Source organism: Desulfovulcanus sp., assembly GCF_982781345.1.
In genome coordinates this window covers 74,760-87,982 of record NZ_CEYAEZ010000001.1, presented here as the reverse complement: position 1 = coordinate 87,982, position 13,223 = coordinate 74,760, and the positions used below count along the sequence as shown (strand labels likewise).

General features: G+C 43.3%; 14 protein-coding genes and 1 other RNA gene. All 15 read right to left on the bottom strand.

All coding sequences use genetic code 11. The features are described from left to right. Positions 1-76 precede the first annotated feature (76 nt). The 15 genes from AC3WVG_RS00445 to rodA all read right to left on the bottom strand — a co-directional run bounded on the left by AC3WVG_RS00445 (position 77) and on the right by rodA (position 13,139). A complete protein-coding gene (locus AC3WVG_RS00445) occupies positions 77-868 on the bottom strand; it encodes a TIGR00282 family metallophosphoesterase (protein ID WP_488796213.1) in 792 nt (263 codons plus the stop codon). A gap of 84 nt (positions 869-952) precedes the next feature. Then, complete coding sequence (gene rny, locus AC3WVG_RS00440; protein ID WP_488796212.1) at positions 953-2,512, bottom strand: ribonuclease Y; 1,560 nt, start codon at positions 2,510-2,512, stop codon at positions 953-955. 349 nt (positions 2,513-2,861) lie between these two features. Then, positions 2,862-3,048: non-coding RNA, 6S RNA (gene ssrS, locus AC3WVG_RS00435), on the bottom strand. Between the two features lie 26 nt (positions 3,049-3,074). Continuing rightward, positions 3,075-3,341: a cell division protein ZapA gene (locus tag AC3WVG_RS00430; protein WP_488796211.1), complete on the bottom strand. Its 267-nt coding sequence runs from the start codon at positions 3,339-3,341 to the stop codon at positions 3,075-3,077. Between the two features lie 3 nt (positions 3,342-3,344). Continuing rightward, positions 3,345-3,518, bottom strand: a complete 174-nt coding sequence (locus AC3WVG_RS00425) for a hypothetical protein (protein WP_488796210.1) — start codon at positions 3,516-3,518, stop codon at positions 3,345-3,347. A gap of 318 nt (positions 3,519-3,836) precedes the next feature. Next, positions 3,837-5,207, bottom strand: a complete 1,371-nt coding sequence (gene glmU / locus AC3WVG_RS00420; RefSeq protein ID WP_488796209.1) for a bifunctional UDP-N-acetylglucosamine diphosphorylase/glucosamine-1-phosphate N-acetyltransferase GlmU — start codon at positions 5,205-5,207, stop codon at positions 3,837-3,839. A gap of 354 nt (positions 5,208-5,561) precedes the next feature. After that, a complete protein-coding gene (locus AC3WVG_RS00415) occupies positions 5,562-5,987 on the bottom strand; it encodes a F0F1 ATP synthase subunit epsilon (RefSeq protein WP_488796208.1) in 426 nt (141 codons plus the stop codon). A 15-nt stretch (positions 5,988-6,002) separates the two neighbouring features. Further along, positions 6,003-7,412 (bottom strand): F0F1 ATP synthase subunit beta, encoded by a 1,410-nt coding sequence (gene atpD, locus AC3WVG_RS00410; protein WP_488796207.1) that lies wholly within the window; start codon positions 7,410-7,412, stop codon positions 6,003-6,005. A gap of 16 nt (positions 7,413-7,428) precedes the next feature. After that, positions 7,429-8,304, bottom strand: coding sequence for a F0F1 ATP synthase subunit gamma (locus tag AC3WVG_RS00405; RefSeq protein WP_488796206.1), 876 nt, complete (start codon positions 8,302-8,304; stop codon positions 7,429-7,431). A gap of 15 nt (positions 8,305-8,319) precedes the next feature. Then, complete coding sequence (gene atpA, locus AC3WVG_RS00400) at positions 8,320-9,828, bottom strand: F0F1 ATP synthase subunit alpha (protein ID WP_488796205.1); 1,509 nt, start codon at positions 9,826-9,828, stop codon at positions 8,320-8,322. A gap of 5 nt (positions 9,829-9,833) precedes the next feature. Beyond that, positions 9,834-10,385, bottom strand: coding sequence for an ATP synthase F1 subunit delta (atpH, locus tag AC3WVG_RS00395; RefSeq protein ID WP_488796204.1), 552 nt, complete (start codon positions 10,383-10,385; stop codon positions 9,834-9,836). Next, positions 10,382-10,954: a F0F1 ATP synthase subunit B gene (locus tag AC3WVG_RS00390; RefSeq protein ID WP_488796203.1), complete on the bottom strand. Its 573-nt coding sequence runs from the start codon at positions 10,952-10,954 to the stop codon at positions 10,382-10,384. The genes atpH and AC3WVG_RS00390 overlap by 4 nt, the downstream gene beginning before the upstream one ends. A 28-nt stretch (positions 10,955-10,982) precedes the next feature. Then, a complete protein-coding gene (locus tag AC3WVG_RS00385; RefSeq protein WP_488796202.1) occupies positions 10,983-11,405 on the bottom strand; it encodes a F0F1 ATP synthase subunit B in 423 nt (140 codons plus the stop codon). A 172-nt stretch (positions 11,406-11,577) separates the two neighbouring features. Continuing rightward, positions 11,578-11,928, bottom strand: coding sequence for a bactofilin family protein (locus AC3WVG_RS00380; RefSeq protein WP_488796201.1), 351 nt, complete (start codon positions 11,926-11,928; stop codon positions 11,578-11,580). A 101-nt stretch (positions 11,929-12,029) separates the two neighbouring features. Continuing rightward, on the bottom strand, positions 12,030-13,139 hold the full coding sequence (rodA, locus tag AC3WVG_RS00375; RefSeq protein WP_488796200.1) for a rod shape-determining protein RodA: 1,110 nt from the start codon (positions 13,137-13,139) through the stop codon (positions 12,030-12,032). Positions 13,140-13,223: the final 84 nt, after the last annotated feature.

The following is a 13,223-nucleotide window of genomic DNA, read 5'->3' as shown; positions in this document are numbered from 1 at the left end:
AAGCCTTAGATGTATCCAAGTCTTTGTTAGCATTGAAGAAAATGCGCTCGCAAATTAACTCAGAAAGTTGAGTAATTTAATTAGTCTGTTCAAATTTCCATACCTGGATATCCAGACAATGGCCTGTATGCAAATCAAAATCTATGATCACACCATTCAGCTCAACCGAGCCTTTGGCCAATTCAAACCGAACCGGTCTTGCTGTTTGAAATTTCTGCAGGATAACACCGGGCTCCATGCCTAAAACCGATTCCTTTGGACCACACATCCCCACATCGGTTATATAGCCTGTTGTCCCGGCCATGAGTTGGGCATCATTGGTTTGAACATGGGTATGAGTACCTATCAATGCAGTAACCCTGCCCTGAAGAAAATAACCCATGGCCCTCTTTTCAGAAGTAGCTTCGGCATGGAAGTCAACAATAATCGGTATATCTGCGGGCAATTTCTCAATAGCCTCTTGAACCGTTCTAAATGGACAATCCACGGCCTCCATAAAAACACGCCCTTGCAAATTCAGGACGGCCAGGGGTCTATCCCAAAAATTTTCAAAAATATGCACACCTTTGCCCGGAGCACCCGATGGATAATTTAAAGGCCGCAGAAGCCAATCTGTTTCCTCCAAAAACAAATTTATCTCTTTATATTTCCAGATATGATTGCCAGAAGTTAGTATATCAATCCCTGCATTATGGAGTTCCTTGGCGTTCTTGGATGTAAGCCCTAAGCCCCCTGAAGCATTTTCAGCATTAGCTATAACCAGATCAATAAAAAATTTCTCCTTTATTTCCGGCAAGTGCCTTTTTATACACTTTCGTCCGGGCTTGCCCACAATATCGCCCAGGAAGAGTATTCTTTTCCGTTCCATTCTCTTTTGCAAAGTAAAATCCATTAACCAGTGTTCTGGTTATCTCAACTTTCGTGGTTATCTAATGAGCGATTTTTTATTTAGTTATTTAGCATAGCCCACAGCTCGTTTTTCTCTAATCACTGTCACCTTTATCTGACCCGGATATGTCATGTTGTCCTCGATCTTCTGGGCAATATCTTTGCATAAGAGATATGTCTTATCGTCATCCACATGATCGCAATCAACCATGACTCTAAGTTCCCGGCCAGCTCGAATGGCATATGCCCTGTTTACTCCCTCAAAACTGGTAGCTATATTCTCCAATTCTTCCAACCGCTTGACATAATTCTCCAGGAGTTCCTTTCTTGCTCCTGGTCTTGCGCCGGATAAACTGTCCGCAGCCTGGACCAGGACTGCCAGGATAGAAGCAGGAGCAACATCCTCGTGGTGAGCTGCAATGGCATGAACAATTTCTTTAGATTCACCATATTTTTTGGCAAGGTCTGCTCCAATCAAAGCGTGGGGGCCTTCTACCTCATGATCAACAGCTTTACCCAGATCATGAAGGAGCCCTGCCCGTTTTGCCTTCTTCACATCTACACCCAATTCAGCAGCCATAATTCCGCATAAAAAGGCCACTTCAAGTGAATGTTGTAATACATTCTGAGAAAAACTGGTCCGATAATACAGGTGTCCCAAAAGCCGCACTAATTCGGGGTGAATACCATGCACGCCCACATCAAAAGTGGCTTGTTCACCAATTTCGCGCAATTTGACTTCCATCTCCTGTTCTACCTTGCGCACTATGTCTTCTATTCTAGCCGGATGAATCCGCCCGTCACTGATCAGCCTTTCCAGGGCCTGGCGAGCAACCTCACGCCTTAAGGGACTATAAGCTGATAAGACAACTGTCTCCGGCGTATCGTCTATAATTAGATCCACTCCGGTTGCAGCCTCCAAGGCCCTGATATTTCTACCCTCACGGCCTATAATTCTGCCTTTCATGTCTTCGCTGGGCAACTCCACCGCAGTAACAGTATTCTCAGCAACATATTCACCTGCATATCTTTGAACAGCTGTGGCCAAAATTTCCCGGGCTCTTTTCGCTGCCTTTTCCTGGGCCTCCATCTCAATGACCCTTATCATTTTGGCTGCCTCATGCCTGGTTTTACTCTCAATTTCAGCCATTAGCCTTGCCTTGGCCTCTTCTATTGTAAGACCGGAAATCTCCTCCAGCTTTTTGCACTGGTCTTCAATAAGCTTTTGCAACTCACTTTGCTTATCTTCCAATGCTCTTTCCTGCTTGGCCAGCCTGTTTTCCCAGGCCACAACCTCGCTTTCTTTTTGGGCCACTTTCTCCAGCTTATGCTCCAGGCGCTCCTCCTTTTCCTGCAGCCGTTGCTCTTGCTTTTTTAACTCCCTTTCTCGCTCCCTGACTTCTCTTTCCCACTCTCTTTTCTGCCTAAAAATCTCATCTTTGGCTTGAAGCAGGGCTTCTTTTTTTTGCGCGGCTGCCTCTTTACGGGCCTCTTCTAAAATCTTGTCAGCAAGTTTCTGGCTTTCTTTGAGTTCCTTATTCAAGAAATATCTCTGGGCCATGATCCCAGCCACGGCACCCAGCCCCAGGCATATAAAGGCAGTTATTATTATACTACTAATCATAGTTCACTCCTTACTTTTATTACTTCTATTTTAAATTATTTCATCTGTTTGCATAATCAATTGTAATTCGTGACTTAACGGCATTTTAAATGGCTATTACTTTATCTTGTCCCTAAGATAAATTTAAAAACTAAATAACACATGAGCATTGAGCTGATTTAACAACTCATCCTCCGACTTTTACAAGGTCATTATCATAAATGTATCAGTGAAACTACTCGAAAAATATAAAAATTTCCAAGCAGCGACACCTACAGCATAAAGCACGGACTTAAACGCATTTAATAATTTTTAACGAATTAAAAAAAGGAGGGATTAAAGAGTTGAAAGCTAGGAAGGGGTACTTATCTTTATCCCCGGAAGGCCGTGTTGTGATCTATTTTGAACCGCGTACATGTATAGGTGGGCGCCAAAGCAACCCCTTTAGGCTTCCCTCTTCTAAAAGAGGGCATGCACACCGGAGCTGCACAACGGCTCCCGTAACGGCTGTGTTGGCTCAAAATAAATGTACACAATCACGCACCTTCCAGGAAATTTTATATCTCCGCTTGTTGAGATATCTTTATTCATCATGGCATTCTAATCTATGTAAAAGCTTGGCCAGTGCTTTTTCCTGTTCTTCTAACCGCTTACTGGTCTGTAAATAATCATCGGCCAGGCTTAACGCTAAATATATGAGTAACTTTTCTTTGCTTAACTTCCTTCCTCGCTTTTCTAACTCTTGGAATCGCTCCTCAATTAATGCCTTTGCCTTTTTAACACGATCAGGTCCAACATCGGTTTTAAAAGCGACCTCAAGACCAAGAACATTTAAATTATAGCCAGGCATTAATTAATCTATATGTGCATCTTCAATCTTTTTCAATAGGCTATTAATTCTGGCCATAACTTGTGCGTTTTTTTGCCTTTCTTCGTTCAGCTCTTTAATAAGAGACTGATTTTCTTCACGTAAACGCTTATTAGCCTCAATAACAGCCTCAATTTTTTTACTAAGTTGAGCTATCACGTCCATTCTGTTTATAGATAATCATATTGTTGCTTTTTTTCAAGCAAATTTTTTCTTTTTCAATCGAACTAAGGTGACACTTCCTCTTAACCTATTGATTTTAGTAATCAATTTATTCTGATTTCTTTAAACTCTGTCCCCACAATTCATTTTGAGACTGTGCCAAACCCTGCTTAAGAGGACTATCTTTCATAATTTTTCTATCCTGATTTCTTTCAAGCTGATGCAAATGCCAGGGCTTACCCAGCCACAAGAAGCCAGGAGTTCTAATCTGGTAGTTAAAAAAATGGGGTTTGGGCACAGACTCTTTTGATAAACCTAGCTTCTCTTTAAATTTTTTTGCCTAGCTCTTGCAATTCCCAGATTATTCTCCGGCACGTCTCTGGTAATAGTTGAGCCGGCTCCAATCAGGGCCCTGGCACCAACTTTGACCGGGGCCACCAGGGCTGTGTTGCTACCAATAAAGGCACCGTCTTCAATTATAGTTTTGTGTTTATCCTGGCCGTCATAATTACAGGTAATCGTCCCGGCACCGACATTTACCTTCTCGCCAACTTCACTATCACCTATGTAGCTCAAATGATTAACTTTGCTCCCATAACCAATAACACTCTTTTTGACTTCAACAAAATTGCCCACCCTGGCCCCCTTTTTGATTTTGGTACCGGGTCTAAGCCGGGCAAATGGGCCAATATTCACCTCATCATCTATATCTGTCTCGACAATGTGCGAAAATGAAAATACATGTGCAGCACAAATTTTACTGTTTTCTACATAGCAGTGAGATTCTATGACCGCTCCCCGACTAATCTTAGAAGACCCATAAAGCTCAACCGGTCCAGTTATCTCTACTCCGGGCTCAAGTTGTACCTTCGGACCTATTCGTACAAAATCCGGGCTGCGAATTATAACACCTTTATCAAGCCATTTGTTTACTATTTTCTTACGCAGTGTTTCTTCCTGTATCACAAGCTCCTTCGGGGTATTCACTCCCAAAAGTTCTGTATTTCCCCCACAATTTAAGCCAAGAATTTTCTTCTTCTGTTCCGATGCCAGAGATATTAATTGAGTGATATAATATTCATTTTGTCTATTCTTATTATCCAATTTTGCCAGCAAATCATGAACAGCATCGACTTTTAGAAGATAAACACCTGCATTGACTTCCTTTACTTCCTGACCGAATTTACTATGATCAAAATCCTTTGCCTCTATTATGGCATGAACATTACCCTGATCATCTCTTATCACTCGCCCGTAGCTTCCTGGTTCATCCAAGGTTATGGTCAGAATCCCAATATCTGCATTCTCGCTTAAGCAAAGCCTGGTCAATTCCTCCAGCTTCTCTTCTGGTATAAGTGGGGTATCTCCATTAACGACCAACACCCAATCAAGCTGTTCCTCCAAAACAGTTTGCCAGGCAACTTGCACGGCGTGGCCTGTGCCCAATTGTTCCTTTTGCAGGATAAATCTACCCTTGTACTTGGGGAAGGCATGCTCAACCTTGATGGCTTGGTGTCCAATTATCGGCCAGATATTCTCGCCAACCACCTTTTCTAAAGTTTTTAATACGTATGCCAGCATTGGTTCTTTTAAAATGGTCTGTAACACCTTTGGCCCTTCTGCATTCATCCTTGTACCCTTGCCTGCTGACAAGATAAGAGCACCGATATTTTTTTGACTAAGCATAACTTCGAACCTTGTTTAAAATTTAAAGTTTAAAGTTAATTGAAATTAAAAATACAAAAAAATCATTGACTCAACCATTTAATTTTATTGACAATTATTAGCACAGCTAAACAACAAAACTTGCTAAATTCAACCCCCATTAACCTTAAACTTTAAATTTTAAGTTTAATTCTGTCCATCAAAAAAAAGCCCCGCATAGCGGGGCTTGCTTGGTACATTCAAATGTCTAGCTTTGGGGAAGGATAGAGATAATTCCAGTGTAAAAACGTTTTTTAAACGTTTTTCATTTTCTACCCATCCCCATGTTTTGCTAGCTATTAATCACCTTTCTCACAGATGAGTTAGTTCTTTCTTCTACATACAGGTGCCTGCCTCTTCAGCACATTCACGGCACTTCATCCTGTGCAGTGCTCTGGCAAGTGAAGCCTTCGCCCTGGCATAGGCTTCACGATCTTTTTGCTCTCTTAGTCTCATTTCAGCTCTTTCTCTAGCCTTGCGAGCGCGCTCAACATCAATCTCTTCAGCCTTTTCAGCTATCTCAGCCAGGATAGAGACCTTTGTCGGAGTAACTTCTGCAAATCCACCGGCAACAAAGACATAATAGTTTCTGCCGTTCTTTTTATAATAAAGGCTGCCAATGCCTAAAGCGGACAAAAAAGGAATGTGATTGGGCAGGACACCGAACTCACCATTAATCCCGGGTGCACCGACATATTCAACTTCTTCGGAAAGAAGTTTGCGATCCGGTGTCACTATTTCTAATTTTATTGAGTTAGCCATATATCCTCACCCTATTTACATTTTCTTGGCATTTTCAAGGGCTTCGTCAATTGAGCCAACCATGTAAAAGGCTTGCTCAGGTACATCGTCATGCTTACCTTCTATGATTTCTTTAAAGCCTTTGATAGTATCCTCTAATTTTACATAACGGCCAGGCTTACCAGTAAACTGCTCAGCAACATGGAAAGGCTGAGACAGGAATCTCTGGATTTTTCTGGCCCTGCTTACAGTGAGCTTATCTTCGTCGGAAAGTTCATCCATACCCAAAATAGCAATAATATCCTGCAAATCTTTATATTTTTGGAGAATCTGCTGGACCTCGCGAGCAACAGTGTAGTGCTCTACGCCCAGTACGTTTGGATCAAGAATACGTGAAGTAGAGTCCAGAGGATCCACAGCAGGGTAAATACCGAGCTCTGCAATCTGACGGGAAAGAACGATTGTACCGTCTAAGTGCGAGAATGTTGTAGCTGGAGCAGGGTCTGTCAAGTCGTCAGCAGGTACATATACAGCCTGAACCGATGTGATTGAACCCTTGGTAGTAGAGGTAATTCTTTCCTGAAGTTCACCAAGGTCAGTACCCAATGTAGGCTGATAACCAACCGCAGAAGGCATACGACCGAGCAAAGCGGATACCTCAGAACCAGCCTGAGTAAAACGGAAGATATTGTCAATAAACAAAAGTACGTCCTGATTTTCTTCGTCACGATAGTACTCAGCACATGCCAAAGCTGTCAGAGCAACACGTGCACGAGCTCCTGGAGGCTCATTCATCTGACCGTAAATCAGACCAGCTTTGTCAATAACGCCGGCATCAATCATTTCGTGATACAGGTCGTTTCCTTCACGGGTACGCTCACCAACACCGGCGAAAACGGATATACCACCGTGCTGTTTGGCGATGTTATTAATCATTTCCATCAGGATAACTGTCTTACCAACACCGGCACCGCCAAACATTCCCATTTTACCACCTTTGGGGAATGGTACCAAGAGGTCAATAACTTTTACTCCGGTTTCCAAAACCTCAATTTTAGTGCTCTGCTCTGTAAACTCCGGCGCTGGTCTGTGAATAGGATAATATTTGTCTGACTTGATCGGGCCTTTGTTATCCACCGGACGGCCAACAACATTAAGAATTCTTCCCAGAGAAGCCTTACCAACAGGTACCATGATGGGGTTACCGGTATCCTTTGCCTCCATCCCCCTAACCAAGCCGTCTGTAGTGTCCATAGCAATGCAGCGGACAACATTGTTACCCAGATGCTGAGCAACCTCTACAACCAGATTATCAGGTTGGTCATCAATAGTTGGGTTAGTAATATATATCGCATTGAGAATATTGGGTAGTTTGCCTTCCGGAAACTCAATGTCGACAACAGGTCCAATGACCTGAACAATCTTTCCTATATTTTGTGCACTCATTTATTTTTGCCCCCTATTATCCTTGTTTTAGTGCTTCTGCACCGCCAACTATATCCATTAGCTCTGCCGTAATGGTCGCCTGTCTGGCTTTATTATAGGCCAGGGTCAAATCATGAACCAATTCATCGCAGTTCTTGGTGGCATTGTCCATTGCCGTCATACGTGCTGCGTGTTCACTGGCCGAAGTATCTAACAGGCCACGATAAACCTGGACCTTGATATACCTTGGTAGTAGCTCAGCCAAAAGCCCTTCCACTGATGGCTCAAAAATATACTCGCTTGATGGTCCTTCTTGGACAGTCTCAGTGGATGATTCGACAGGTAGTATTTGGGCTACCTTGGCTTCCTGCCTAATCACGGTCACAAATTGACCGTAAATTATCTGAACTTCGTCCAGGTCTGCTGCAATGAATCTATCAATTATTTCATTTCCAATGTCGTTGGCGAGTTGAAAGTCAAAATTATTCATTACATCCGCTTTGGCATCAATAATCTCAAAGCCTCTTTTGCGGATGTAGTCCCGACCTTTCTTCCCTATACAGATAAATTTAACTGTTTTTCCTTCAGCCTGCTTCTGGCTAGCCAGCTTCTCGGCCTTCACACATAAATTGGTGTTGAAGCTTCCACACAATCCCTTATCGGAGGTGACCAAAATGATACCAACATTTTTTACGGTCTCTCTCCTTTCCAATAAGGGATGCACACTGGCATCAGCCCGAGAGGATAGATCTGCTATTATTTCATAGTATTTATCAGCATAGGGACGAAAGCGTTCGATGCGCAGTTGCGCGTTGCGCAATTTAGCCGAGGCCACCATATTCATGGCCTTGGTAATCTGCTTGGTCTTTTTGACCGCACCGATTTTTCGCTGAATGTCCCGTAATGAAGCCATTTATCTCTCCTATTCTTATGCCTTAAAGGTCTTCTTAAATTCCTCAATAGCAGCTGCGATTTTTTTATCCAACTCTGCGCTTAAATCTTGAGTTTCAACAATTTCATTCAAGATTTCAGCTTTCTGGTTACGCATAAAATCTAAAAGTTCATCTTCAAACTTGCGTACAGCTTCAACAGGGATGTCATCTAAATACCCTCTAGTACCGGCATATAGAGAGATAACCTGCTCTTCTACAGGCATTGGCTGATACTGAGGCTGCTTCAACAGTTCAACCAACCTTTCACCACGAGTAAGTTTTTGCTGAGTAGATTTGTCCAAATCTGAACCAAACTGGGCAAAAGCTGCCAATTCCCTGTACTGGGCCAGGTCAAGACGCAGGGTACCGGCAACCTTTTTCATGGCCTTAATCTGAGCAGCACCACCAACCCTGGATACTGACAGACCAACGTTAATAGCAGGACGAATACCGGCGTAGAAGAGGTTAGGTTCAAGATAAACCTGACCGTCAGTAATAGAAATAACGTTGGTAGGAATATATGCGGAAACGTCACCAGCCTGGGTCTCAATGATAGGCAAAGCAGTAAGTGAGCCTGCCCCCAGATCATCACTCATCTTAGCTGCGCGTTCCAGAAGTCTTGAGTGCAGGTAAAATACGTCACCTGGGAAAGCTTCACGTCCGGGAGGACGACGCAAAAGAAGGGACATCTGTCTGTATGCTACAGCCTGCTTGGACAGGTCATCATAGATAATCAAGGCATGCTTGCCGTTATCTCTATAATATTCAGCCATGGTACAACCTGTGTAGGCCGCAATAAACTGCAATGGTGCAGGCTCTGATGCAGTAGCAGAAATTACTGTAGTGTATTCCATGGCCCCATGCTTACGTAAGGTATCAACAACCTGGGCGACTGTAGATTTCTTCTGGCCGATGGCCACATAAAAACAGTGAATGTCGGAATTTTTCTGAGCCAGGATTGCATCAATACCAATGGCGGTTTTTCCAACCTGACGGTCACCAATGATCAACTCACGTTGTCCCCGCCCAATAGGTGTCATGGCATCGACAGCCTTAAGACCGGTGTACATTGGCTCATGGACTGACTTACGGGCAACAATACCGGGAGCCTTGATTTCAACAAGCCTGAACTCTGAGGCCTGAATTGGACCTTGTCCATCCAGTGGATTACCCAGAGGATCAATAACACGACCCCTAACAGCATCGCCCACTGGCACCTGAACGATTTTACCGGTCCGTTTAACAACGTCTCCTTCCTTGATCTCTGTGTCTTCACCAAGCAAGGCTACACCAACACTATCTTCTTCCAGATTGAGAACCATGCCCATGACACCGCCAGGAAATTCCAAAAGCTCCATGGCCATGGCGTTTTCAACACCATAAACACGGGCAATACCGTCACCTACAGACAGAACTACACCGGTTTCACTCATTTCAACCCGCTTTTCGTAGTTCTTAATCTGCTCCTCAATGATCTGGCTGATTTCTTCTGCTTTTATTTGCATAGCCACTACTCACCCCTCTTGATGTTTTCTTTCAAAATTTCGATTTGCGCCCTAATACTGGCATCTAAAACTTTGTCCCCCACCTTCAGCACAAGTCCGCCCAAGATCTCTGGATCTACACTGTAGTCCAAGATAATCTTGCGGCCGGACTGCTTTTCCAATTGTTCCACAACTTCTTGCTTTAGTTCGTCTGCCAGATCAATGGCTGTGACCATCTCACCCCGGACAACGCCCTGAGCCATATCCAGGAGTTGATTAAAATAAACCTGTATGTCTGGCAGAAAAGCCAGCCTGTCCTTGTCGGCCAGCAAAAAGCAAAAGTTTTTAACCATGGGCACAGGCTTAACCCTGTCCAAAACTTTGTCCAGGACAGCCTTTTTTTCCTCCACACTAAAAACCGGATTGCGGAAAACCTTAAACAGCTCTGGCGCACCTTCCAAGACATCGACAAGCTCAGCAAGGCCTTTCCCGTAAGCTGCAAGCTCTTCTTTACCTTGCGTCTCGCCGATGGCAAAGAGAGCGCGCGCATATCTTCTGGCTACTATGTTACCTGTCAATTTAGCACCACCCTTGTTAAATAATCGTTAATTAATGCCTTATGACCATCCTCAGTCAACTTTTCGCTAACTATTTTTTCTGCAGCTTCGGCAATTTTGTCAGCCAACTCAGCTTTAACTGCTTCATAAGCCATTTTGGCCTCCTGTTCAGCTGACAACCTTGCCTGAGCTTTAATCTGTTCAGCTGTTTGCTTGGCCTTTTCAATAATCTGGGCCTTAAGTGCCTCGCCCTGCTCCCTGGCTGCTGCTAAAATTTCCTCTCGCTCCTGCTCCAGGTTTGCGATCCTGCGCTCGACTTCTTTCAACTTCTTCTCAGCCTCATCTCGACGAGCATCAAGATCTTTTAGCTCGGTCTCGATCTGATAAGTCCGACTGGAGAAGAACTGAGCAATCCTCTTACCCATAAGCTTGTAAATAATCCCGACCACAATGACAAAATTTATTACCCGGTATACGAGATTCATCCACTTTGAAGAATCTCCCCCGCCACCGTGCTCAGAAGCCACCGCTATCCCAGCCATGAGCAAGAGCATAGCCACGGCCATGCTAATTCTGAATATTTTTCTCAAAACACTGCCCTCCTTTTCCAAATTTATTTTAGGCCTGCCCCAAAATCTTTTCAGCGGCCATTTGGGCAAACTTATCGACTTGTTCTTTAAGGGCCGCGATGGCTGATTTCTTTTCAGAAGCAATCTTTTCCTTGGCGGCCTTCAAGATTGAACCAGCCTCAGCTGAAGCAGCCTCAACGAGTTTCTTCTCTTCAGCATACCCTTCTTCCTTCATGCTCATACGTACTTCCTGAGCTTGCCTGCGGGCATTATCCAACTCCTGCTCATATGCAGTCATCTTTTCTGAAGCCTGAGCAGTAAAACGCTCAATCTCTTCCAGCCTTTGAGCCATCACCTCTGCCCGCTTTTTAATGATCCCCCTGATTGGGCGATACAAAATAAGGTTTAACACAAGCAAAACAATCAAAAAATTAACCAATTGAATGAAAAAGGTAATGTTTAGTTCAATCATGATGCCCCCTCAGAGTATGTGAATTTTTGTTCAAAGTCATTGCGCCTTTAGCTAATTTCAAGACTTGTGTCAAAGCATTTTTCATAAATTTTAGGCTAAAAATTGCCCGAAAACCCTTGTCACACAAGGCTTGTTAACCATTTCACAAATTTTTTCCCAACTATTAAAAAACTTAACCCTGGTCCTCTTCTTTATCTTCTTTGGCCATATTCACTTGACCTTGAATAATTGCTCCTTCCTCCACCATCAACGAAGGGGTTGTGAGAGTACCGAAAAATTTTGCCTCTTTGTACATGACCATTTTAGATTTGGCCGAAACATCACCGTCAATCCGTCCGCTGACAATTATCTGGCCTACTTTAATATTCCCTTTGACTAGGGCTTCTTTACCCACAACCAAGGTTCCCTCAGATTCAATCTCTCCACGAAATTCACCGTCTACACGCACTGTGCCTTCAAACGCCAGCTTGCCTTCATAAAAAGTCCCTGTCCCTAAAAAAGCATTTATCTCGTCTTTAGCCATATAGACTCCTTTATGATTAAGTGGTTTATTCGCATGGCAAACTAGCCAGTAGTTATTTACTGCATGAACTACTCACCTACTCAACCACTCAACTACTCAACTCACCCTGACTTAAACATAAACTTACGCATGGACACATTCATGACCAAGCCAATCAAACAAAAGTTAACCAAAGATGCGCTACCTCCATAACTTATAAAAGGCAAGGGAATACCAACAACCGGCATAAGACCAAGGACCATGCCCATATTGATTAAAACCTGCCAAAAAAAATAAAAAAACACTCCGATTACCAGATAAGTTCCAAACTTATCCTTTGCTTCCTGAGAGACTAAAAAAATCTGATACAAAAAAGAACAAAAAAAGATGAGTAAGATTATAGAACCAACAAACCCCCATTCTTCTCCGAACACCGCAAAGGCAAAATCCGTATGTTTTTCCGGTAAAAAGCGTAGTTGACTCTGGGTACCTTCTAAAAAACCTTTGCCCCAAAATTTTCCGGAACCAATGGCAATCTGAGATTGAATAATATGATACCCTGAGCCTAAAGGATCACGCTCAGGGTTTAAAAAAGTCAGGATGCGCTCCTTCTGATAATCGTGTAAAAAATTCCAGGCTAATGGGAGCAGCAAGGGAAGCATGATCAACAGGGTTTTGAAAACCCTCTTTTTTAACCCCTTATATAAAATCATTCCCCCTAAAATCAAAATCAGGATCAGCCCCGACCCAAGATCAGGCTGTTTGATGATTAGTATTGCAGGCAGCAAGGCCACACTCATAACCTTGACCAAATCTCGCCATCCAAGAACATCCTCAGTTTTCGTCAATACCTTTGCCCCCAAGATTAGCACGCTCACTTTGGCCATTTCACTGGGTTGAAAATTAAAAAAACCAAGGCCCAACCATCTTTTTGCTCCATAAATAGTCTTACCCCAGATTGGTACGCAAAGAAGAAGAATAATAGTCAGGAGATAAAGATACCAAGATAAAGATTTTAAATGCCTGTAATCAATTATCATTATCAGAAGCATAATAAGAAACCCAGCTCCCCCCCAGACCAGTTGCCTCATGTAAAAAGGTGTCAGGGTTAACCCTCCTTCTACCCTTAAAGCACTGGCTGAATAAAGGTTGAGCACTCCGGCCCCGAACAATATCAAGGCCAGCCCCAATAAACTCCAGTTTATGTGCTGCACTAAACGGCGATCAAACATAATTGGGTAGCTGAGTTAATGGGTTAGTGGGTAAATGGGTGTAAGTGTTCATGGGTTAATGGGTAGTTGGGTTTATGAGAGAAA